The following is a 23,243-nucleotide window of genomic DNA, read 5'->3' on the forward strand; positions in this document are numbered from 1 at the left end:
TTTTTTCTAGTTTTTAATAAGTTAGATCAACTTAATTTAAAATCAAAAACCCACCTTACATAGCTTACATGTACTTTATCTGAACAAAATTCGAACTAATCTCAGCTAAAATTGTTTACGCTATAATCAACCCTAAAAATCATTGAATTTTTTATAAAAAATCCCTTGACGCCCTACCCCTTGGTCATTAAGATACGCCGCACTTTCAAGGCTAATCCCTGATAGCTCAGTTGGTAGAGCAGTAGACTGTTAATCTATTGGTCGCTGGTTCGAGTCCAGCTCAGGGAGCCAACTTTGATAGTACAGCTGATGATCCCCGATAGCTCAGTTGGTAGAGCAGTAGACTGTTAATCTATTGGTCGCTGGTTCGAGTCCAGCTCGGGGAGCCATTAAGTCGGAGTGTAGCGCAGCTTGGTAGCGCATCTGGTTTGGGACCAGAGGGTCGGGGGTTCGAATCCCTCCACTCCGACCACTTTCATTGGCAAATATTCTGAATACCTGCTCAGGTATTATCGTCGGAGTGTAGCGCAGCTTGGTAGCGCATCTGGTTTGGGACCAGAGGGTCGGGGGTTCGAATCCCTCCACTCCGACCATTTTCATTAGCAAAATTCCTCAATACCTGATCAAGTATCATCGTCGGAGTGTAGCGCAGCTTGGTAGCGCATCTGGTTTGGGACCAGAGGGTCGGGGGTTCGAATCCCTCCACTCCGACCATCTTAATATTCTCAATTTAGCTCATCACGATAAACCAAATCATTAGCAGTATATTTTAGGGATGAGAACACCCAAAGGGGTTCGAACTGAGCGCAGCGAGATAACGGAACGAAGTGACGACCCGCAGGGTAAGCGTAGCGAATAATCCCTCCACTCCGACCACTTTTATTCAGTGCATCCTTTCATAAACACATAAGTAGCTCTGCATAAATACGCTCTGTATGATGCTTAACAACACCCTTTTATATCATTCTGACTAATAGTCATACTTAATTTCTTAACGTATATTAGCACTTTACCACGTTGTAACATCTCTATGATGGCAGATCAGATATGCGCAGACCTTCTATAAAGTATGTTCAAGCGGGCCTATTCACCCTTCTTTTGAGCTCCAATTTATTTGCCAACAACATCGTTTGTGATTTCGAACGTTGCGAACAAACCTCAAAAGAGACAGACGAACTAATTCAGGAAGATGGCTTCAGCTTTGGCCGCATCCATGAGGTGGTAGACGATATCCTACAGGTATCTGGTTTAGAGCCAAATTTTGAAATTCGTATTCGTAATTCAGGCAACGCCGCTGCACTTATTCGCAACGAAAAAAGATTCTTAGTCTATAACCCCGTTTGGATGGAGTCCTTAAAGGGAAACCCTCGAAGCCAATGGCGACTTTATGGTGTTCTCGCCCATGAAATCGGTCATCACTTGCAAGGTCATACTATTGATGCAATCGGTAGCAGACCACCTACTGAACTAGAAGCAGATAGTTATGCAGGATTTGTCTTAGCGGGATTAGGCGCAAGCTTAGCCGAAGCACAATCACTTTGGCAGACACTCCCTACGCGCGGTTCTTTTAGCCACCCTCCCCGAGATCAACGATTAGTTGCTGTTAAAAAAGGCTGGGATAGATGGCAACGCTTGGTTAATGGCTATAAACCCAAAAGCCAGCCTAGATCACAACCTAAACAGTCTCCACAATCCAGCCAGAATCAATCCGGAATTGTTTTGGCCATGAGCAACCTGCGCCAACTGACCACAGCAGATGTCTCCGGCTTTAATCACACCAAATTACGTTTAGCAAGAAACGAAATTTTTGCGCGACACGGCTATATTTTTAATTCACCAGAGTTAGCCAAGTGGTTTGGTGATAAGCCGTGGTATACACCTAGTACCCGAGCTGTAAATCTATCCCCTATCGAACGTTACAATGTTGGCTTTTTGCGCAATCTAGAGCGACAACCAAACAACACCACTCTGTCAGTAAAAAGTCAGAAACATGATTGGCTCCTACCTCATTCCAGCAACCGCTTGATCACAAAAAATGAGCTTCGCCACTATTCAAGATCAGAACTGCGCTTTGTCCGTAATGAAATTTTCGCCAGACATGGTTACATCTTTTCATCTCAAGACTTAAACCAGTATTTCTCAGCCAAAAGCTGGTATAAGCCAAGGACTAAGCAAGTCAACCTGTCCGAAATTGAGTCAGCAAATGTCAAACTAATTAAGTCCCTGGAACGATGAAAAAATTAATCACTTTTATATTATTGATTGCTCACTCCAGCCTTGGCTTTGCAAATGTCACACTGGACGAAAAGCTCAACTTGCTTATTGCTAGCTACCCCAGCCTACTTTCTCACGTAGATCCTGAATACCTGTACGCTAAAGATGGCACCAAATGGCTTATTGATGACAAAAAAGTGAAAAACCATAAGGAAAAGTTAGTAGGCGCTGACATTCAAGATACGCTGGAACAAATTTACCCTCTAGAAAACTGCGCTACCCAAGCTGATGTTAACTTTGACCCAGGCAGAATTCGTTCACAATCGCTGCTTAAGTTCCTTTTTGGCGATAACAAGCAACAAGTAGGCAAAAATACACAACAGATAGATTGGTTCGGACAGAAACTAGCCATGACTAAAAATCATGGCGCAGCAGAGGCACTAATTAGGGTACAGAAAGAACTCAGCCAATACCCCAAACTAAAAATGTATCTAACCCCCTCCGCCGGTACGTTTAACTGGCGTAATATTTCCGGGACCAATCGTTTATCTGTACACAGTTTTGCAGCAGCGATAGATTTGAATACCAAATATGCAGCATACTGGAAGTGGTCATCATCTAAAGGAAAGGTTACTCCCTATAAAAACCAGTACCCGAGCAAAATTATTTCTATTTTCGAAAAACACGGATTTATCTGGGGTGGTCGCTGGTATCACTACGACACTATGCATTTTGAGTTTCGACCTGAACTGATCGCTATTGCCAATGCACACAAATGCTCAAACGAAGAAAATAAAGGCGATAAAAATTAGATTAAATCCGCAAGATAACATATCAACTCACGCGACCAAGGGCTTTAAAAGCAGAGAAAGTCATTGATTCTCAAGCTTTTTTAATTGCCCATACAACTCTTCAGCTTCTCGTATTAGAAATGAATACTTTTCTATATCACCATTTCGCTGCGCCTGCATAGCTTGCTCAAGCTTGGCGTTATATTCTTTTTTAAGTTTTTTCTCAGGATTGGATTTCAGAAACGAGAACATCTATTTCACCTTAACGTCAAAGAAACAGATATTACGAGAGGAGAAAGTGAACCGATCACATAGACACTGTAACCGGTTTTAATATGAACAATATATGATTAAACGACTGACTCTCCGAAGAATTTGGCCAACACTTTCGTCAAATTAACAACATCCTTAGTGCCAGCCATTTCACGAATCGAGTGCATCGCAAATTGCGGAACACCAATATCCAGTGTTTTCACACCCAGCTCCGCAGCTGTAATTGGCCCTATGGTACTACCGCATGCCATATCACTTCTTACAACAAATGCCTGAACCGGAACATTCACCTGCTGAGCGAGATCCCTAAATATCGCACTCGTTTCACTATTTGAAGCATAGCGCTGATTCGCATTTAGCTTAATTACAGGCCCCTCATTAATCAAAGGACCATGGTTTGCATCGTGCTTATCCGCAAAATTAGGATGAATACCATGAGCGTTATCTGCCGAGATCATCATGGAGCGACTTATCATCCGCACTCTCTGTTCAACATCAGGCATCAATCTCTCCAACACCTGACTCAACATTGGCCCCTGAGCACCAGAAGAACTCATACTGCCTACTTCTTCATGATCATTACAGACCAAAAGCGCCCCTTGCTCAAAATCAGATTGCAACAATGCAGCCAAGCCCATGTAGCAACTTAATAGATTATCCAGTCTCGCAGATGACAAATACTCTTTCTTTAACCCTGTCAGTGCTGGCTTTTGCGTATCATAAAGCGAGATTTCATAATCAAGAACCTCAGCAACATCCTCAACACCTTCAATAGATAATCTATCTGTTAGCATCTGCTTAAAGCTGAACTCTTTGTCTCCTTGTCCCACAATAACTGGCAAATAGGTTTGAGCATTGATTGTTCTACTTTTATTTGCCTCTCTATCTAGGTGGATAGCCAAACTCGGAATTAGCGCGATTGGATCTTTAAAGTTAACTAATGCCTGACAACGCTCACCCTTTAAAGATTTATAACTTACTCGTCCTGCCATAGACAGATCACGGTCAAACCAAGGGTTTAACAACACACCGCCATAAACCTCAACACCCAACTGCTGATAACCATGACGATTCAGCTCAGGAACCGGCTTAACCTTTAAACAAGGTGAATCAGTATGAGCACCCACCATACGCAAACCAGATTCAGCCAAACTTGCATCATGCGGTAAAGACAAAGCAATGATGGAAGAACCATTTCGAGTGACATAATATTTTCCACCCGCTTTTAACTGCCAACTATCTTCTTCACGCAGTTCTACAAAACCATTTTCAGCCAAGCGCTGCGACATTCCCTTTACCGCATGATACGGCGTTGGGGACGCTTCTAAGAACAACTGTAAATCTGCAATTAAGTCTGTCATTAAAAATCCTATTTCTCAGAAGCTGTAAAGTCGATTAATTCAACTTTAAATATCAAAGTTGAATTCGCAGGAATATCAACAGTTGGGCTAGTGGCACCGTAAGCCAACTCCGGCTTGATATAAAACATCCAAACCGCCCCTTTATTCATCATAGCTAAACCCTCAGTCCAGCCGCGAATAACGCGATTTAACGGGAAGGAGCTCGGCTCACCTCGTTTATAAGAGCTATCAAATACATGCCCATCAACACGCGTGCCTTCGTAATGAACAGTTACAGTATCAGTAACATTAGGGCTCCCACCCTCTCCAGCTTTAATAATCTTATATTGCAAGCCACTCGCTGTTACTTTTACAGTTTGATCTTTTGCATTGGATTCGAGGAATGCCACTCCTTCTTTTCTTACATCATCGTTAAGCGCTTTCTCAACTAACGCCTGACGAAACTTTTTCTCTTCCGGATCTTCACCACAACCACTAACTATCCCTAGCGCCATCGCCAGAGCGGTAAAACCTACGAATTTCATGTTCATAAACGAATACCAAATAAATCCATACACTCTTTATAAGCAATTGATTTTACAACAGTGCCGCGCATGTCTACACTCAACAAACCGTGACAGGGAACTCACACCCCTTTTTTAGGGTCATAGTTAAATCCAGAGCGCTGAATTAAGACTTACATTATGCATAGATCGCTATTAAAGCCACTGTTGTTTACTGCGTTATCCTTCCTAATTCCAAGTACCGCCAATGCACTTGCAACACCGCTCAAATCCGAGCCAGTGCATAAGCAAACGTTATTAGAAATTACAGAATCGCTCAAACTAGGCCACTATAACAGAGTCAATTTGGATGATTCATTATCTGGACAGATCTTTAATCAATATATTAAGGACCTCGACCCAGCACGTAGCTATTTTTACAAAAGCGATATAGATGAGTTCGAAAAATATCGCTTGGTACTGGACGACCAAATTCGCTCAGGAGAACTCTCTGCAGCTTATTTCATTTTCAACCGCTATCAAGAGCGCATTGAAGGCCGCCTAGAGTTCATTATTGATGAATTAGAACAAGGCAAAGTATTTGATTTTTCTATTGATGAAAGTCTAAATACCGATCGAGAAAATGCTTCTTGGATCGAATCGAAGGTAGATATGAATGCGCTTTGGGATCGTCGACTAAAGAGCGCTCTTCTCAACCTGCTTTTAGCTGATAAAACTGAAAAAGAAGCACGAGAAGTTCTTATAAAACGCTACAAGAATCAACTAAAAAGAAGTCTACAGGTAAATAGCGAAGACGTATTCCAGTCGTTTGCCAACGCTTTCACCAAGCAATACGATCCACATACCCAGTATTTCTCACCAAGAAAATCTGAGAACTTTAAAATCAATATGAGCTTATCTCTTGAAGGGATTGGTGCTGTATTAAAAAGTGAAAACGAATTCACTCAGATTGTTCGCCTTGTACCTGCAGGTCCTGCAGAAAAAACCGGCCAACTAAAGGCGACCGACCGTATCATCGGTGTCGGCCAAGGTGAAGATGGCGATATCGAAGATGTCGTAGGCTGGAGATTGGATGACGTTGTACAACTTATTCGCGGCCCAAAAGGCACCACGGTTAGACTCGAAGTAAAGACATCTGAACGTGAAGACATCCCCTCTAAAATCGTAAAAATTGTTCGCAATAAAGTAAAATTAGAAGAACAGTCCGCCCAAAAGCGCGTACTTGAAATTGAACATCTAGGCCAACCGTTCAAACTTGGCGTAATTGAGATACCAGCCTTCTACATTGATTTTGCAGCACTACAACGTGGCGATGACGACTATAAAAGTACCTCTCGCGATGTAGAAAAACTTATTCAAGAACTAAAAGACGAAAATGTTGACGGCCTGATCGTGGACCTTCGCAACAATGGTGGCGGCTCTCTACGTGAAGCAAATGACACTGTAGGTCTATTTATACAGCGCGGTCCCACAGTTCAGGTAAAAGACTCTACAGGTCGAGTTGAGGTGCTTCGCGATCTCAACCCTAAAGTGTCTTACGGTGGGCCAATGGCCGTTCTGGTTAATCGCCTATCGGCTTCAGCATCTGAAATTTTTGCCGGTGCAATCCAAGATTACAACCGCGGCATCGTTATTGGCGGCCAAACCTTTGGTAAAGGCACAGTTCAAACCTTGCTACCGCTTAACCACGGCCAACTTAAACTAACGCACGCCATGTTTTATCGAATTTCTGGCGACAGCACGCAGAATAAAGGGGTAATGCCAGATATCACATTCCCTACCCTATATGATCCGGAGATCATTGGAGAAAGCGCACTGGATCAAGCTCTAGCTTGGGATAAAGTTCGATCTGCTCCTCATGGCGTTTACCCAAATCTGAAACAATTTTTAACCCAGATAAATTCACGCTATCAATCGCGAAGCATGACGAATCCTGACTTTATTTTCATGCGCGAACAAGTTGAGCATCTCAACGAAGTACGCAAGGAAAGCAGTCTTATTCCTCTACAAGAATCAGCGCTTAAGATTGAACGGGAGAAAGCGGAAGAATGGCAAGTTAATGCCGAAAACCGTCGTCGCAGCAAAAAACAGCTACCACCAATTAAATCACTATCAGAGCTTGATGAGGATTTAGAGAAAGACGCTCAAGGCAGACCTATCAACCCAGAAGCTGAAGCAATGCTAGTAGAAAGCGGAAGAATTCTACTTGATACCGCCTTCCTACAGCTGCAATATTCAGCTAACGAAACACCAAAGAGCGAACAAAAATAAGGACGATGCGTAGCGAGCAATCGCTGCGCAGCTCTAGACCAAGAACGTCAGCCACCAAGATAGGAAAGCAGTAAACAATGAATACCAGAAAGCTTCTTGTAGTACTGATCATCATTCCAATTGTTTTAGCTGTTCTTGGCGGCGGTGGTTATTTTGCTTATAACGAAATGCAAGGCCAACACCAAGAAAACCTAAAGGACTTGGAAAAGTTTGGTTTCACTGTTTTACCCAGTAATGTCCACACTGAATCAACCGGCGAGCTCGGAACCAAGCAACTTCCAGCAACCTTCGCACAAGATAAACTCACCCCCACTCAGAAAGTCATTAAAGGCTTAATGGCTGATAATGAAAAACTACTGGATGAACAGGAAGTTTATCAAAAAAAGATAGAAGGGCTTAAGGCCGAAATAGCCGCCCTAGAAGAATACAAAAAACTTAATGAGCATTTCGCACCTTTGACCATTACAGAGGAAGTCGCTGAAGTAGAGAGACAACTAAAAACTTTGCTTATTGATATGCCCGATGCCCGCCGCTTCTCCAATCTACAGATAGAAGCAATGTCCGCAGCAGCAGGTAACGAGTATAAGAAGTTCATTGGTGGTAAACGCTTAATTCTATCCGATAGCGAGCGCGAAGATCTCGTAAAAACCTACATGCCTGAATTCTCCTTCTGCGTTGGAGACGGTATTGAAATCGCAGCAAACTCTCCTCGTGAAGAGCGCCTTATCACTCAATTTTTCCGTAAACAAGATAGCAGCAATTTAACCAGTGAGTTAAAAACCGATCTAGATACAGTTGTAAAACCTTGCCAAACAGCACTTTACGCCCGTCTGGACGATTACGATAAGCCTTTTTAATAATCCGCTAAAACCTTATACACTCTCTGTCAATTTACTGTATAATGTGCGCTCAATTTCTTTTGAGTTGGGCGCTACACCGGTCAAAACGCCCTCTTCATAATTATTAAACTGACCCTGTAGATCCGGTTTTACAGGCTGAAGTGCTGTTATCCAATCTCTCATTCTTAGCGAGATAAAACAGCCCTTATATAGGACATATTCAATGAGCGAAAGCTTTGCTGATCTGTTTGAAGAATCCCTTCAATCACTAGACATGACTCCAGGTAAATTGGTAATTGGTGAAGTTGTTGATATCGACAGCGACTGGGTTACTGTACATGCTGGTCTAAAATCTGAAGCAATCATCCCGCGTTCTCAGTTCCTTAACGATGCTAATGAACTAGAAATCAAAATCGGTGACGACGTTAAAGTTGCACTAGAAGCGGTTGAAGATGGTTTCGGTGAAACTCGTCTGTCTCGTGAAAAAGCGAAACGCGCTGAAGCTTGGGAAGTTCTACAGACTAAATTTGAAGCTGAAGAAACTGTTAAAGGTTACATCAGCGGCAAAGTTAAAGGCGGCTTCACAGTTAGCATCAACAACATTCAAGGCTTCCTACCAGGTTCTTTGGTAGACGTTCGCCCTGTACGTGACGTTGATCACCTAGAAGGCAAAGAGCTTGAATTCAAACTAATCAAGCTTGATCCTAAGCGTAACAACATCGTTGTTTCTCGCCGTGCAGTTCTTCAAGAAGCTAACAGTGCTCAGCGTGATGAGCTACTAGCTACTCTAGAAGAAGGTCAAGAAGTTAAAGGCTTCGTTAAGAACCTTACTAACTACGGTGCATTCATCGATCTTGGCGGTGTTGACGGTCTTCTACACATCACTGACATGGCTTGGAAGCGTATCTCTCACCCATCAGAGATGCTAAACCCAGGCGATGAGATCACTGTTAAGATCATCAAGTTCGACAAAGAATCTGGTCGTATCTCTCTAGGTCTTAAGCAGCTTTCTCAAGACCCATGGTCTCTTATCAAAGAACGTTACCCAGCTGGTGCTAAGTGCAAGGCACGCATCACTAACCTTACTGATTACGGCTGCTTCGCATCTATCGAAGACGGCGTAGAAGGTCTGGTACACGTTTCTGAAATGTCTTGGACTAACAAGAACATTCACCCATCTAAAGTTGTTCAGATCGGTGATGAGCTTGAAGTAATGATCCTTGACGTAGACGAAGAGCGTCGTCGTATTTCTCTAGGTATCAAACAGTGCACAGCTAACCCATGGGTTACTTTCGCAGAGCAGTTTGCTGCAAACGACAAAGTTACTGGTACTATCAAAACTATCACTGACTTCGGTATCTTCGTTGGCCTACAGGACGAGCTTGACGGTCTTGTTCACATGTCTGACATCACTTGGGAAGCTGATGCTGAAGCAGCTCTACGCCAGTTCAAGAAAGGCGAAGAAGTTGAAGCAGTTATCCTTTCTATCGATGCAGAGAAAGAGCGTATCTCTCTTGGTATCAAACAGCTTGAAAGCGATCCATTCGCTGAATTCGCTGCAGCTAACGACAAGAACTCTATCGTAAAAGGTAAAGTTATTTCTGTAGACGCTAAAGCAGCTATTATTGAACTTGCTGAAGGTATCGAAGGTACTCTGAAAGTATCTGAGATCTCTGTAGACCGCGTTGAAGATGCATCTTCTGTTCTTAACGTTGGTGAAGAAGTAGAAGCTAAGATCATCACTCTTGATCGTCGCAACCGCGTTATCAACCTGTCTATCAAAGCGAAAGAACAGGCTGAAGAAAAAGCAGCAATCTCTGCTGTACGCAACGCTGAAGTTGAAGTATCTGGCCCAACTACAATTGGTGACCTGATCAAAGCTCAGCTAGACAACCAGAAGTAATCACTTCTTGTTGAAGCTAAAAAGCCGCAATCATTGATTGCGGCTTTTTTGTTTTCGTTAAATAAACCTAGCTAGCAAACCGATAACCACGCTTACCGCTTCGCTTCACTGTATACATTGCATGATCAGCTTCCCTCAGAAGCGCCTCAGCATCTTTATTTAGCGCCCCTTCTTCTAAGAGCGAAATCCCTACACTTACGCCAATACTCACCTCTTGTTCCTTGCCATTCATATCGACAATCAAAAAAGGCTCATTCATCACAGCAATAATTTTGGATGCAACAACCTCTACATCTTTAGCAGATTTTATCCCTGACATTAAGATAATAAACTCATCACCTCCGATACGACCTACCGTATCCACTGCACGGATTTGGCGAACCAAGCGCTTTGCAGATTCAACCAACACTTGATCACCTGCATCATGACCAAAACTATCATTTACCGATTTAAAACCATCTAGATCAACGAACATGATCGCAGCTGAACTCCCCTCACGCTGCGCTTGAGCAATTACTTGAGCCATACGGTCGCGACACAACCGCAAACTAGGCAGCCCCGTTAAGGCATCATAATGAGCGAGCTTATCTAATCTTGCCTTAGCCTTCTCTGCCTGTTGAATCGCATTATGTAGCTCTGTAACGTCATACTCAGAAACCAACAGAAGGTAATCGCCCGTCAATGGATGACGGCTTGTGCGGAGATCCACAACATGTCGGCGCACGCCTTTACTCGTTACCATCAGATGCTCAGACTGCCCATCTTGATGCTTCCGCCCCTTCTCAAGAAGCTCAAGTCCTTCCTGGACGTCGTGAAAGCGTCGTACAAACACAGATGCATCATTATCCTGAGCACTAACAAAGCCATATAATTCTGCTGCAGCTGGATTCTCAAACATCGGCGTACCCGCCATATTAAAACTGGTAACTGCAACTGAGGTATAACGGATCGCTTCAGAAAATATTAGATGCTCGGGCTGCTCGCCTAGATCAACTTGCTCACTGATAAAAGCGATAATTCCGCGATGCTTTTCAGGACCAAGCAGAACCGCTTTATGTCGCATCAAGAGCGTTTTAGGTTTACCGTTTGGATAAGTTGTCCAAGGGTCAACGGTCATCCCTTGAGCTGCAGCTTTATAAAATGTTTGCTCTGTTCTTTTACGAGCACCTTCTGTATCAGCCGATAGATCTTTATCAACCAAGGCTTGGACTGAGTCTAGCCCCCAAAACTCCAGAGCGGGCCGATTCCCCCACCAAAAACCATGACGATCTAGATTAAAAATCCAAATAACATCAGGCACAAAATCGAACGCAGATATTGCATCGAAATTATCTAAAACTGGCAGGTGATTAAATTGATCAGAAATGCTCAAAGCCATTATCTCCAACTACAAGATATAACTTTATGTTAGGAAAACCCTAACAGCAAATTAGATGTTAAGCATAAAAAAAGCGCCTTAGGCGCTTTTCTACTATTCGATTATGTAATCTTCAAACTCTTCTTCGGAGATCTCATTATCTTTAACTTCGCACCAAGTCAGCACTGAAGCACCTGATTCAACCACCGTCTCTTGGCGCCCAGACAATAACGGGTGCCACTCAGGAAGATCTTTACCTTCATGAATTAAGCGATAGGAACAGGTTGGTGGAAGCCAATGAAAGTCATCAACATCCTTGGGAGTAAGCTTGACGCAGTCAGGCACTAAAGAGCAACGCTCTTCATATTTTGTGCAGCGACAAGTATCAAAATCTAGAAGATGGCAAACTACAGAGGTATAAAAAACCTCTTTTGTATCCTCATCTTCTAACTTGTGGAGACAACAAAGCGCACAGCCATCGCAAAGAGATTCCCACTCCGAAGAGCTCATCTCCTGTAGGCTTTTACTGCGCCAAAATACTTCTTGAGCTACCACTTAGCGAACACCAGTTTCCGGGCGATCTTTATGAAGATCCAGCATGTAATCATCTTTTGCCGGTGGCATCTGTAAGAAATAACCTTTCTCATCTAGATCAGCCAACACCTTTTCAGTATCAACTCTAGCCAGCTCACGCTTAGCCGTTAAAGGAATATCCATTACATGCTTTGGCGAACCAAACATTTCTAATAGCGCTTCCGGCACTTTACTCAGTTGATCTCGCTTATCTACATAAAGATACATTTCATCTTTACGTGGGCTCAGGTAAACAGAGCATATTTTCATCGGTTAAGCACCTTCAGTTCTTAATTTTTCAATCTTTTGCAATTCGGCTAACAATTGAGACGCAAGAAGCTCCTGCCTCCAAGCCGTAATCTTTTTAGGTAAGCTATACTCACCCTCATCAACCCCGGAACGAATAAGTAGCTCTAACTCTTTTCTTCGCAATAAAATTTCAGGAGCGACATTCTGTTCTTCAGCTACACGCCGAGCAATCGCTTTCAGCTTCTTAATATGTTTATTCCAAAAGAAGTGTAGCGGCTTAGGGATGGGGGCCGGGCTGTTTTGAGCCGCACTATCCTGACCAGACTTTAACAAGGCTAAAATCGCTTCGCCATCAGTACGAAGTATACGCTTTTTCACTTCATCTAGCCGCGATAACTCAGATAAACTACGCGGCCATTTTTCAACTATTTGCAACAAAGCCTGATTTCTAAGGATTCTATTACGTGGAACATCTCGCTTTCTCGCCACCTGTTCGCGCCATGCAGTCAGATCACGCAATGCTGCCATTTTATGCTCTGGCAGATTCCACATTTGGGTGAAGCGACGGTAATAACCATAACCCTCAACATCATCCACCAGCGCCTCTGCTAAAAGCGCCTCATTTTCCTGTTCAGCCCAATGATAACGCTCTAAAGCTTCCAGCTCTGATTTTTGCATCTGGTATATAGCAGGGAGGTATGCCACATCTAGCGCTGCATATAATTCTTGGCTTGCTGTCAGAGGACGCTGAAGCCAATTAGACGTAGTCTCATGTTTCGCTAATTGAATGCCTAGCTTTTGCTCAAGCATTCTTTGAAGGCCCAATGAGAACCCCCAATTCAATACAGCACCACCTAATTGCGTATCAAACAACGGCGTTGGTAGTACGCCAAACATTTTCAGAAATAATTCAAGATCTTCATTTGCTGCATGCATCAGTTTTACAACTGAGCGATCAGCAAAAAGATCAGCCAAGGCAGTAAAATCTTTAATCTCGAGAGGATCAATCAAGTAACAAGACTGATCATCAGCAACCTGAATTAAGCCTGGGATAGGGTAAAAGGTCTCAACCCGCTGAAACTCAGTATCTAAGGCAATCACTGAGAGCTTGCGCCATTTGCCACAATACTCACCCAAGTCAGCTTCAGAACGAATCCAAATAGGTTCTTTGGCAGATGCTTCTAGCTTTTTCCAACTATCTTCTGTCATTTAGAGACTCTTACCTCAAAGCAGAGAACGCCTTCCCGCTATTGCGTGGGCTAACGTACCGCCATCCACGAATTCTAACTCTCCACCCACAGGCACCCCGTGAGCAATACGAGAAACTTTTACATCCAGATCTTTCACTTGAGCAGCAATAAAATGGGCGGTTGCTTCGCCTTCTACCGTCGGATTGGTCGCAAGAATTAATTCTCGAATGTCGTTCGATCTAACCTTCTCCAAAAGAAGATCAATACCCAGATCTTCAGGGCCTATGCCATCAATAGGCGACAGATGCCCTGAAAGAACAAAATAACGACCGTTATAACCACCCGTTTGCTCAACCGCCAATACATCTACTGGAGATTCAATAACACAAAGTAGATGCTTATCTCTTGTTTCTGATTGGCAAATATCACAGATATCCTGCTCAGATAAAGTGCGACATTCACTGCAATGACCGATTTCTGCAACCGCTTTTTCAAGCGCAGCAGACAGAGATAACGCCCCTTCAGAATCACGCTCTAACAGATGAAAAGCCATACGCTGAGCTGACTTAGGACCAACCCCCGGCAAACAGCGTAGAGCGTTTATTAACTGTTGAATTAATGGACTGAATGACATTGATTAGAACGGCATATTGAAACCAGGAGGCATTCCCATACCACCGGTCACTTCAGACATTTTTTCTTGAGTGTAAGATTCGATTTTACGCACTGCATCGTTTACTGCTGCAGCGATCAAATCTTCTAAGATCTCTTTGTCTTCTTCCATCAAGCTGTCATCAATATTGATGCTTTTAACGTCGTGACGGCCGTTCATTACAACTTTCACAAGGCCCGCACCAGATTCACCTGTTTGTTCCGCAAGTGCGATTTGCTCTTGTGCTTTTTGCAAGTTCTCTTGCATTTTTTGGGCCTGTTTCATCAGGTTACCCATACCGCCTTTCATCATGTATCTCCTCAATTAATTATCGATGGGAACCACGGACGAGAGTTCAATCCGTGCATCAAAATGCTCTTGTAGTAATTGTACCGTACTATCGTTACGAATAGATTCGACAGCTAATAGATGGCGCTCTTCTCGTTTACGATTTATAAATTGCGCAGGTGTTTCCTGCTGTTGCTCAGCTTGTAAAAACTCAACCTGAACAGGCTTCTCAAAGTACCCATTCAGTGCATCTAAAATACGCTGACACTGCACTTCATTCAGCATCGTCTTCTGTTCTTTGGTGTAATGTAAAACCATCGAATCAGACGATAACTGCTCCAAAGAGAGATGAGTTGCCAAACTTTCAGTCATCCCACTTAGGCCAAGACTACGACTAATATGTACCCAATCAGGCAGGGAAACTTCTGCTAAATTCCGCGAACACTCTACAACCTCTACACGTGTTTTAGAGATCTCACCTATGTCTGCTGTTACTTCAGCTTGGACGACTGGTTCTGAAACAGGTGCCACTGCTTCCATTCCAGAATATGAATTTTCCGCTGCCCGATGAGTAGGCGCTGAATTATCAAAACCACCGACCTCATCCATATCCCAAGGAGGCGGCTCATCTCCTTGGTTATTTAGCGCTTCAGGCTTTTTTGCAGGGCTTACCTCCGCCACTGGCGCCATCGGACTTTCCTGCCCTAATGGAGGAATATCTGATATTGGTGGCTCACACGCCGGTGGAGCTTCTACTGCTGGAGGCTGACTATCCATCGGCGCAGGAACCGGTTGCATTGGCGTAGATTGTGGCGCTGGTGAAGTTTGAGCAACTGAAGCCTGAGCGACAGGAGCTGGTTGAATCGATTCAGCTACAGGTACCGGCATTTCCGCAGTTACAGGAGCATTAGTGGCCTGACTCACTTGTTGAGGAGAACTTGATGCGACCTCAACTTGACGCGGCTGAGCGCTAGCAGGACGAAATGCCAGCATTCTCAGCAAAACCATTTCCAAACCTTCGCGTGGATCAGGAACGAAAGGAAGGTCCTTACGCCCCATCAAAGCAACTTGATAATACAGTTGTACGTCTTCAGCCGTTAATTTGCCGGCAAGTTCTATTATCTGATCTTTATCTCCCATACTGTTATCCACAGCATCAGGGATCGTTTGCGCCATCGCGATACGGTGTAATACACCGATCAAATCACCTAGCACCGTATTATAGTCAGGTGAAAACTGAGCCAAATCAGTCACTGCCGCCATTAGGCCTTTAGCGTCTGATGCCGCTAAGCAGAACAACATCTGATAAACCAAACGCTGATCGATTGTACCCAGCATCGCGCGAACATCTGCTTCACCAATCTGCCCAGCACCAAAAGCGATCGCCTGATCAGTCAAACTCATCGCATCACGCATAGAGCCGTCTGCAGATCTCGCTAACAACCATAATGCAGGCTCTTCAAACTGAATCTGCTCAGCTGTCAGAACCGTTCGTAGATGATTAACGATTCGCTCAGGGATCAAGTTTTTAAGATTGAATTGCAAGCAACGAGATAAAATTGTAATCGGTAGCTTCTGAGGATCAGTCGTTGCTAATAAGAATTTAACATGTGGAGGTGGCTCCTCCAGCGTTTTAAGTAGCGCGTTAAACGAGTGAGTAGAAAGCATGTGCACCTCGTCTATCAGGTACACTTTGTAGCGCCCATGGGTCGGTGCATATTGCACGTTTTCCATCAGCTCACGCGTATCTTCTACTTTCGTACGCGAAGCCGCATCGACCTCAATGAGATCAACAAAACGTCCTTCGGCAATTTCTTTACAAGCAGAACATTGACCACAAGGCGTTGAAGACACACCCTTTTCGCAGTTTAGAGATTTGGCAAACAATCGAGCAATCGATGTTTTACCGACACCACGGGTACCAGTAAAGAGGTAGGCATGATGTAAACGATCATCATCCAACGCATTAACCAGTGCTTTAAGCACGTGCTCTTGCCCTACCATTTCCTGAAATTTAGCAGGACGCCATTTACGCGCTAGAACCTGATAACTCATCTACTTTAGCTACTTATTATCGTCTAAAAATATTCGCTCTATGCTACCTGTTGAGAACGACTTGTACCAGTGAAACCTTATTCACTTACCGGCACAAACCTGTTTCTAAGATAGCTTCTATCTCTGTAATTGGAACAGGTTTAGAGAAATAGAAACCCTGAGCTGTATCGCACTTTAACTCTGTCAAAATCGCTAGCTGCTCATCAGTTTCCACTCCCTCAGCAACCACTTTCATTCCCAACGTATGTGCCATTGAAATGATCGTCGCCATGATCGCTTTTTCTGACTTGTTACAGCCTAATTCTGCAGTAAAGGCTTTATCAACTTTCAACACATCAACAGGTAAGCGACGTAGATAGTTTAGAGAAGAATAACCACTTCCAAAGTCATCTAATTCGATCGCAACTCCTTTACCTCGAATAGCTTCAAGAACGGGTAAAACTCGATCTATATTCTCAATTACCGCTGTTTCGGTTATTTCTATGCTCAAATAAGCTTCTATCAGTGGATATAGATCCAACTGTTTACTCAATTCTGCCACCAAATCAGGACTTACTAGCTGGCGTGGGGACAGGTTGATAGAGACCCTCTCTCCCTCTTGCAACACCCCCTGCTTCATCCACTGATCAACTTGCTTAAAAACAGTCGCAAACACCCAATTTCCCAAAGGCAGGATCAATCCGCTATTTTCAGCCACAGGTATAAACTCTGCCGGGGAAATGCTATTGCCATCAAAATCAGTCCAACGTAACAACGCTTCCAAGCCCATCACTTTCCTCGAGGTAAGGCATACTTTCGCTTGGTAATAGATTTCGAAAGATTCTGCATCAATAGCAGCACGAATATCCGACTTCATCTGAATCTGTTGTAGGTTTTTACGGTTAAGCTCCGAATCAAAGAAACAGACTTGGTCACGCCCTCGGTTCTTAGCGCTATACATGGCTGCGTCTGCATGTTGTATCAATGTTTCGGCACTATCAGCGTCATGGGGGTACATAGCGATACCGATACTCGCCCCAATAAATACATCACTATTTTTTAACCTGAACGGACGTTTTAGCTCCTCCAATACATTGTTCGCTATAACCAAGGCCATATTTGCTTGAAAGATTCCAGGCAGAATCAGGATAAATTCATCCCCCCCCCAACGAACTACCGTATCTGAGCTACGCACTTTTTCTTTAACACGATTAGCTGCCTCAACTAGCAATTGATCACCATATTCATGCCCTAGGGAATCATTTACATGCTTGAAGAAATCCAAGTCGATAAACACTAATGCTAAAGACTCTTTATGCCTATTGGACAGTTCCATGTCATGAGCTAAACGCTCCTTACAGAAAGTTCGATTCGCAAGATTGGTCAAAGAATCATAGTAAGCAAGATTGCGCAGAGAAGCCTCGGTTTTCTTTTGCTCCGAAATATCCGTAAATACGCCAAAGTAACCGGTAACACTATCTTGCTCATCTTTAATTGCTTTGACTGTGAGCCATTCAGGATAGATCTGACCATCTTTCTTTCGGTTCCAGATCTCACCTGACCATAACCCTTTCTCTTCCAGCTCTCGCCACATGGCTTCATAAAACGAGGTTGGCTGTTTATGGGAGTTCAGGATATTCGGTGCCTGGCCGATCACTTCTTCCTTGCTGTACCCAGTAACTCTCTCAAATGCAGAGTTTGCTTCTACAATTCGGTTGTACTTATCCGTGACAATTATGCCGTCATTGGTGGTTTCAAAAATATATTGAGCCAAACGAAGAGCTTTATCTTTTTCCGCTCTATCACTCATATCGGTAGTAATCGTGCACACCGCATATAACCGACCATCGTCATCAAACAGAGGAAAACACTCACTATAAAGAGACTTAAATTGCCCTTCACACTCGTAAGTTAACTCCCAACTGTAATGCTGCTTTGACTGGATAACTTGAGTATCCCCTTCTCGTGAGGCGTGTATCACTTCGGCCGGTAATTCCTTTTCGGAAGCATCACCTTGCAGTGCACCCGCTGAAGCTAAACCTGCAAATCGCAAATAAGCTGGATTGGCCCTTAAATACAGGCCTTTAACATCCCGAATAACGATCATTGATGGCGAGTTCTCAAGCAACTCGTCCAAGAGATCAACGTTCGCTTCTAGCTGAGCATGTATAGAAGAGATCTGTTTTGCCATCTGACTAAATGCAGAACCGAGTGTTCCTAGTTCATCATTTCCTGCTTGATCATCAAAGGCAGTCTTCTGACCTTGCGTAAATGAACGACTCGCTGAAACCAACAACTGCACACGAGAAGTTACCAACCGGTTGATTACGAACATCAAAATCAGAGCTAGAAATAGCATAGCGACAGACAACGCCGTAACTAATACTGTTAGCTGTTTTCTGATTGCTTCATTCACTTCCTTGTCACTTAGCGCAAGAATCATCACCCCCTGTTCAAGTTCTTGTTTCGGCTTACCAAACGCAGGAATGCCAATTGGAATCAGTGAATAAAGAACATTCTCTTTTTCAAAATAAGCATGCTGTAACACCTGCCTATCTCTAACTTGAATAATGGTGTTGAGATCTAAATGAACATCTACACGCCGACTGACAGTTTTGCCCAGATCTTCACTATGAGATGAAAAACGAATTTGGTTGGAAGAATCCACCACTAGAATTTTGCTTACCTGATCTGACTTTAGGTTTTGGCGAAACTCACGATTTACGCCTGTAGAATCCCCTCTCTCTAAAAGATAAGTCAGAGTGCTTTTTAGGCGCTTCGTCACATTTTGAGCTTCATTCTGCAACAGGCTCTGATGTTGTTTCTGAATAATTGGAGCAACAAAAAAAAGACAGCTAGGTATTATCAATGCTGTAACAAGCACAATAATAACCGGAATAGAAAAACGTAACGGTAAAGATAGTCGCATAAGAAAGCTTTAAATATCTGGATACTTACCGGCTTAACATAGCTCACTAGGTATAACCCAGCCAGCAAGGCATCGCCTTATTTACAACATAATTCGTAATTATAAATAAGGATAAGCTAAAACTATCCTCGCAAGCACCCTTATTTAGGTTTAAAATTGTACAATTCCTAGGTCATGGTCAAGACTATGTTTAAGAAAGCCCCAAGCAAAGCGGAATTACGCGATCAGTTAAATGCTGAGGTATCGCGCTTTCTGGAAAAAGGCGGGGAAATTAAACAAGTTGAGATGGGTGAATCTGGACTAGTAGACGGGCGTTATACTCATCACAAATCTAACTTTGAACAAGCTAAACCGCAAGAACGTACTCCCGTTCATGGCCTCTTAGCTGCTATAGATGCTCGCCGTAAAAGCAAAACGGCTCCCTCATCTAAATCTAAACGTGGCAAACCCCATAAGAAAATCATCTATGATGACTTCGGTGAACCAATAAGAACGGTTTGGATAGACGAATAGTGTTTTTAAGTGGATAAACAACCACAGCCATCCACCGACCCTTTACGACCTAATCAAAATCAATGCTGAAATAGCGGAATGTATTTTTTCCGGCACGCTTCGCTTCATACATAGCAGAATCTGCGTGTTCAAAAAGCTTCTCTGGCAAGTGATCATCTGGGTAGATCGAGATACCGATGCTCACGCCCATCTTCAAATTCACACCGTTAAACACAAACGGTTGCTGTACTGAATCAATAATCTTCTTAGCCACAACCTCAGCATCATATTTAAACTCTAATCCAGATAGGAAGATCACAAATTCATCACCACCTAAACGCGCCACACAATCAGATTCCCGGATACACTCAGACAAACGTTGAGAGATCTCCTGCAACGCCTTATCACCCGCTAAATGGCCATGTGTATCATTAATCTCTTTAAAACCATCCAAATCCAGATATAAAAGCGCAAGAATTGCTCCCTCTCTTTTAGCCTGAACCAACGCTTGGGTTAGTCGCTCGTTAAATAGACTGCGGTTTGGCAAACGGGTTAACGCATCATAATTAGCCCTGAAACGTATTTCGTCTTCTTGCTCTTTACGTTTACTGATATCTGTAAACAGAGCGATATATTCCAACGGTTCACCCTCTTCATCTCGAACCATGGCAATAGTCTGCCACTGAGGATAAACCTCACCTGATTTTCGTCGATTCCAGATTTCACCTTCCCAGCGGTTATTCTTTTGTAGCTCTTCAAACATCGACTTGTAGAAAGACTCATCATGATGGCCTGAGTTAAGCACTCGGGGGCTTTGCCCTAGAACATCTTTCGATTGATAACCAGTAATTTCATAAAATGCTGGATTCACCATCGTGATAGCCCCATTAAGATCCGTAACCATGATTGCTTCTGATGCAGCATCAAATACGGTAGTTGCGACTCGCATTCGTTCTTCGATCTGCTTATATGCAGTCACATCTTCTTTCACTGAGATATAGTGAGTCACCTCTCCATTCTCAGAACTTACTGGAGAGATAGAAGTTTTATCCCAATAAAGACTGCCATCTTTTCGACGATTACACAGCTCCCCTTTCCAGCTTTTACCGCTGGTGATGGTTTGCCAAAGGTCGATGTAATCCTCTTTATCAGTTTCACCTGACTGCAATAATTTCGGATTTTTACCAATCACTTCTTCTTTGCTGTAACCAGAAGTACGGTAAAAGCATGGGTTGGCATATGTAATTACACCATCGCTGTCTGTCATCACCACCGCAACAGGGCTCTGTTCTACAGCCTGAGATAACTCTTTCAGGTGCAAACTTTCACTGTTTCTATCTTTCTCATATTGCTCCAGCCGTGCCCCCATTAGATTAAAGGCTTGAGCTGTTTCAATAAGTTCACCACAGGCCTCTTCCGACACTCGGAAGTTAAAGTTACCCGCTGCAATATGACTACTTGCTTCTCGAAGATGTGACAGCTGTTTGGATATCACCCTAAGCGCAAAATGCGCTCCAAGTACCATAAGAAAGATCTCAAACAGCGCTAAACCTAATACTTGATAGCTTGCCCCTTGAACAAGTAAGTTAGTTTTTTCTGCCGACAGTCCATAATGAATTTCGTAAGACGATCCATCCTCACTACGCAATAACACCTTCTGATCAATAACATCACCGCCATCTCCCCATAACACTGCCAAATCATGGGAATGGGAAATATCATGTTCACCAATAGAAACGATGGGCGAACCGCTATGGTCATAAATCAGCAAATACTCTAACGAACGCGTTTGCATTAATTCATTTGCTTTAGGCGCTAATCCATCACGATGAAGTGCGTTTAACTCGGGTAAAAGCGTAACGCCTAAAAAGGTGTTAACAATCTGAATCCGTTGCTCTACTTCAGCAGTAGCCGAGGCTCTAAGGAGGTTTAACGTCAGCGCGGACAACGCAGCAAGAAAGGCAAGACCGAGAATAATCACGGCCAAAATTATTTTGGTTTTGTACTTCATAGCAAACCGTTAACGCATTTTTATAGTAATTATAATGAAAATCCGTTCAATATTAATACAATCTAAATGAACGTAAAATTACTCTCTAGTACTTAGAAACCCTTATTTCTTTGTTGTTTTAATCGTCAAGAGTTAACCCAAATTATACAGAGCAAAAAATCGAATTGTTCGTAAGGTTTAAAAGCTTTTAAGAGCAATCCGTGGGATAATTAAAAGATAAGTTTTAACCTGATAGATAAGTGGTACTACCCAAATGACTTCTCTTACGATTACACGCCCTGATGATTGGCATATTCACCTACGTGATGGTGTTCAACTTAAAGACACTGTACGTGATGTAAGCCGCTATATGGGACGCGCAATCATCATGCCGAATCTAGTTCCACCTGTAACTAACACTGAAGAAGCGCTTAGCTACCGCCAACGCATCATGGATCAAGAGCCACAAGGTAACTTTGATCCTTTAATGGTGTTATATCTAACAGATAACACTGACCCTGCTGATATCAAAAAAGCAAAGGATACAGGCAAGGTTTACGCAGCCAAACTATACCCAGCTGGCGCAACCACAAATTCCGATTCAGGCGTAACTTCCGTTAAGAATATTTATCCTGTTCTTGAAGCGATGGAAGAAGCAGGCATGCTTCTGTTGATTCACGGCGAAGTAACAGATGGTGATATTGATATTTTTGATCGTGAAAAGATCTTCATCGAAACTATCTTGAAAGATGTTGTAAATGACTTCCCTAACTTAAAAATTGTACTCGAGCACATCACAACTAAAGATGCTGCAGAGTTCGTTGAGTCTGCTGGGGATAACGTTGCTGCCACCATTACCGCTCACCACCTACTTTACAACCGTAACCACATGTTGGCTGGCGGTATCCGCCCACATTATTACTGCTTGCCAATTCTTAAGCGTAACATTCACCAAGACGCACTGATTAAAGCAGCGACTTCCGGCAGTAAAAAGTTCTTCTTAGGAACAGATTCAGCACCTCACATGAAACACGCTAAAGAAGCCGCGTGTGGTTGTGCAGGCTCCTACACAGCTCACGCTGCGATTGAACTGTACGCTGAAACATTTGAAGCAGCTGACGCGCTAGATAAGCTAGAAGCGTTCGCAAGTTTGAATGGCCCAGACTTCTACGGTCTGCCGCGCAATACAGATACCATCACCTTGGTTAAAGAAAGCTGGGATGTTCCAGCAACTTATCCTCTGGGTGAAGATAATGTAGTTCCTATTCGCGCAGGCGAGCAAATTGCGTGGAAAGTAAAATAACCTGACATTCAATCCACAGGTTATATATCTT

At 43.3% G+C, this 23,243-nt stretch carries 19 protein-coding genes, 5 tRNA genes and 1 other RNA gene; 13 read left to right on the top strand and 12 right to left on the bottom strand.

Going from position 1 to position 23,243, the window contains the following annotated elements; all coding sequences use genetic code 11:
* The first annotated feature begins 215 nt into the window (after window positions 1-215).
* The 8 genes from ACMXYV_RS11595 (at window position 216) to ACMXYV_RS11630 (ending at window position 3,026) form a co-directional block, all read left to right on the top strand.
* A tRNA-Asn gene (locus ACMXYV_RS11595) sits at window positions 216-291 on the top strand.
* 22 nt (window positions 292-313) lie between these two features.
* Window positions 314-389: transfer RNA gene (locus ACMXYV_RS11600), tRNA-Asn, on the top strand.
* 6 nt (window positions 390-395) lie between these two features.
* Window positions 396-472, top strand: a tRNA-Pro gene (locus ACMXYV_RS11605).
* Window positions 473-516: 44 nt separating this feature from the next.
* A tRNA-Pro gene (locus ACMXYV_RS11610) sits at window positions 517-593 on the top strand.
* Window positions 594-637: 44 nt separating this feature from the next.
* Window positions 638-714, top strand: a tRNA-Pro gene (locus ACMXYV_RS11615).
* Between the two features lie 41 nt (window positions 715-755).
* A non-coding RNA gene (locus tag ACMXYV_RS11620) (RtT sRNA) lies at window positions 756-876 on the top strand.
* 171 nt (window positions 877-1,047) lie between these two features.
* Window positions 1,048-2,235: a YARHG domain-containing protein gene (locus ACMXYV_RS11625; protein WP_415888651.1), complete on the top strand. Its 1,188-nt coding sequence runs from the start codon at window positions 1,048-1,050 to the stop codon at window positions 2,233-2,235.
* Window positions 2,232-3,026, top strand: a complete 795-nt coding sequence (locus tag ACMXYV_RS11630; protein WP_415888652.1) for a M15 family metallopeptidase — start codon at window positions 2,232-2,234, stop codon at window positions 3,024-3,026. Before ACMXYV_RS11625 ends, ACMXYV_RS11630 begins: the two co-directional genes overlap by 4 nt.
* A gap of 60 nt (window positions 3,027-3,086) precedes the next feature.
* Here ACMXYV_RS11630 and ACMXYV_RS11635 read toward each other — a convergent pair whose 3' ends face one another.
* From ACMXYV_RS11635 to ACMXYV_RS11645, 3 genes are all read right to left on the bottom strand, one after another.
* Window positions 3,087-3,257, bottom strand: a complete 171-nt coding sequence (locus ACMXYV_RS11635; protein ID WP_415888653.1) for a DUF6435 family protein — start codon at window positions 3,255-3,257, stop codon at window positions 3,087-3,089.
* Between the two features lie 98 nt (window positions 3,258-3,355).
* Complete coding sequence (locus tag ACMXYV_RS11640) at window positions 3,356-4,639, bottom strand: M18 family aminopeptidase (protein ID WP_415888654.1); 1,284 nt, start codon at window positions 4,637-4,639, stop codon at window positions 3,356-3,358.
* An 8-nt stretch (window positions 4,640-4,647) separates the two neighbouring features.
* Window positions 4,648-5,169, bottom strand: coding sequence for an FKBP-type peptidyl-prolyl cis-trans isomerase (locus ACMXYV_RS11645; protein WP_415888655.1), 522 nt, complete (start codon window positions 5,167-5,169; stop codon window positions 4,648-4,650).
* Between the two features lie 153 nt (window positions 5,170-5,322).
* Between ACMXYV_RS11645 and ACMXYV_RS11650 the strand changes: the two genes are divergently transcribed.
* The 3 genes from ACMXYV_RS11650 (at window position 5,323) to rpsA (ending at window position 10,155) form a co-directional block, all read left to right on the top strand.
* On the top strand, window positions 5,323-7,413 hold the full coding sequence (locus ACMXYV_RS11650; protein ID WP_415888656.1) for a carboxy terminal-processing peptidase: 2,091 nt from the start codon (window positions 5,323-5,325) through the stop codon (window positions 7,411-7,413).
* A 77-nt stretch (window positions 7,414-7,490) separates the two neighbouring features.
* Complete coding sequence (locus ACMXYV_RS11655; protein WP_415888657.1) at window positions 7,491-8,270, top strand: hypothetical protein; 780 nt, start codon at window positions 7,491-7,493, stop codon at window positions 8,268-8,270.
* A gap of 205 nt (window positions 8,271-8,475) precedes the next feature.
* On the top strand, window positions 8,476-10,155 hold the full coding sequence (gene rpsA, locus ACMXYV_RS11660) for a 30S ribosomal protein S1 (protein ID WP_415888658.1): 1,680 nt from the start codon (window positions 8,476-8,478) through the stop codon (window positions 10,153-10,155).
* 67 nt (window positions 10,156-10,222) lie between these two features.
* Here rpsA and ACMXYV_RS11665 read toward each other — a convergent pair whose 3' ends face one another.
* The 8 genes from ACMXYV_RS11665 to ACMXYV_RS11700 form a co-directional block, all read right to left on the bottom strand.
* Entirely contained in the window at window positions 10,223-11,533 is a 1,311-nt protein-coding gene (locus tag ACMXYV_RS11665; protein WP_415888659.1) for a diguanylate cyclase domain-containing protein, read from the bottom strand.
* 93 nt (window positions 11,534-11,626) lie between these two features.
* Complete coding sequence (locus tag ACMXYV_RS11670) at window positions 11,627-12,067, bottom strand: YcgN family cysteine cluster protein (RefSeq protein WP_415888660.1); 441 nt, start codon at window positions 12,065-12,067, stop codon at window positions 11,627-11,629.
* Complete coding sequence (locus ACMXYV_RS11675; protein ID WP_415888661.1) at window positions 12,068-12,355, bottom strand: YcgL domain-containing protein; 288 nt, start codon at window positions 12,353-12,355, stop codon at window positions 12,068-12,070.
* A 3-nt stretch (window positions 12,356-12,358) separates the two neighbouring features.
* Complete coding sequence (gene rnd / locus ACMXYV_RS11680) at window positions 12,359-13,543, bottom strand: ribonuclease D (protein ID WP_415888662.1); 1,185 nt, start codon at window positions 13,541-13,543, stop codon at window positions 12,359-12,361.
* Window positions 13,544-13,558: 15 nt separating this feature from the next.
* The gene (gene recR / locus ACMXYV_RS11685) at window positions 13,559-14,158 is read right to left on the bottom strand and encodes a recombination mediator RecR (protein ID WP_415888663.1); all 600 of its coding nucleotides are present in this window, start codon (window positions 14,156-14,158) and stop codon (window positions 13,559-13,561) included.
* 3 nt (window positions 14,159-14,161) lie between these two features.
* Window positions 14,162-14,488, bottom strand: coding sequence for a YbaB/EbfC family nucleoid-associated protein (locus ACMXYV_RS11690; RefSeq protein WP_415881753.1), 327 nt, complete (start codon window positions 14,486-14,488; stop codon window positions 14,162-14,164).
* A gap of 12 nt (window positions 14,489-14,500) precedes the next feature.
* Window positions 14,501-16,519 (bottom strand): DNA polymerase III subunit gamma/tau, encoded by a 2,019-nt coding sequence (dnaX, locus tag ACMXYV_RS11695; protein WP_415888664.1) that lies wholly within the window; start codon window positions 16,517-16,519, stop codon window positions 14,501-14,503.
* Between the two features lie 85 nt (window positions 16,520-16,604).
* Window positions 16,605-19,427, bottom strand: coding sequence for an EAL domain-containing protein (locus ACMXYV_RS11700; protein WP_415888665.1), 2,823 nt, complete (start codon window positions 19,425-19,427; stop codon window positions 16,605-16,607).
* Between the two features lie 186 nt (window positions 19,428-19,613).
* On the opposite strand from ACMXYV_RS11700, the gene ACMXYV_RS11705 reads away from it, so the two are divergent.
* A complete protein-coding gene (locus ACMXYV_RS11705; RefSeq protein ID WP_415888666.1) occupies window positions 19,614-19,940 on the top strand; it encodes a hypothetical protein in 327 nt (108 codons plus the stop codon).
* A 49-nt stretch (window positions 19,941-19,989) separates the two neighbouring features.
* On the opposite strand, the gene ACMXYV_RS11710 is transcribed toward ACMXYV_RS11705, so the two are convergent.
* Window positions 19,990-21,930 (bottom strand): diguanylate cyclase domain-containing protein, encoded by a 1,941-nt coding sequence (locus tag ACMXYV_RS11710; protein WP_415888667.1) that lies wholly within the window; start codon window positions 21,928-21,930, stop codon window positions 19,990-19,992.
* 253 nt (window positions 21,931-22,183) lie between these two features.
* Here ACMXYV_RS11710 and pyrC point away from each other — a divergent pair, with 253 nt between their 5' ends.
* Entirely contained in the window at window positions 22,184-23,212 is a 1,029-nt protein-coding gene (pyrC, locus tag ACMXYV_RS11715; protein WP_415888668.1) for a dihydroorotase, read from the top strand.
* The last annotated feature ends 31 nt before the right edge of the window (window positions 23,213-23,243 follow it).

The organism is Neptuniibacter sp. SY11_33 (assembly GCF_047778025.1).
Classification (GTDB): Bacteria; Pseudomonadota; Gammaproteobacteria; order Pseudomonadales; family Balneatricaceae; genus Neptuniibacter.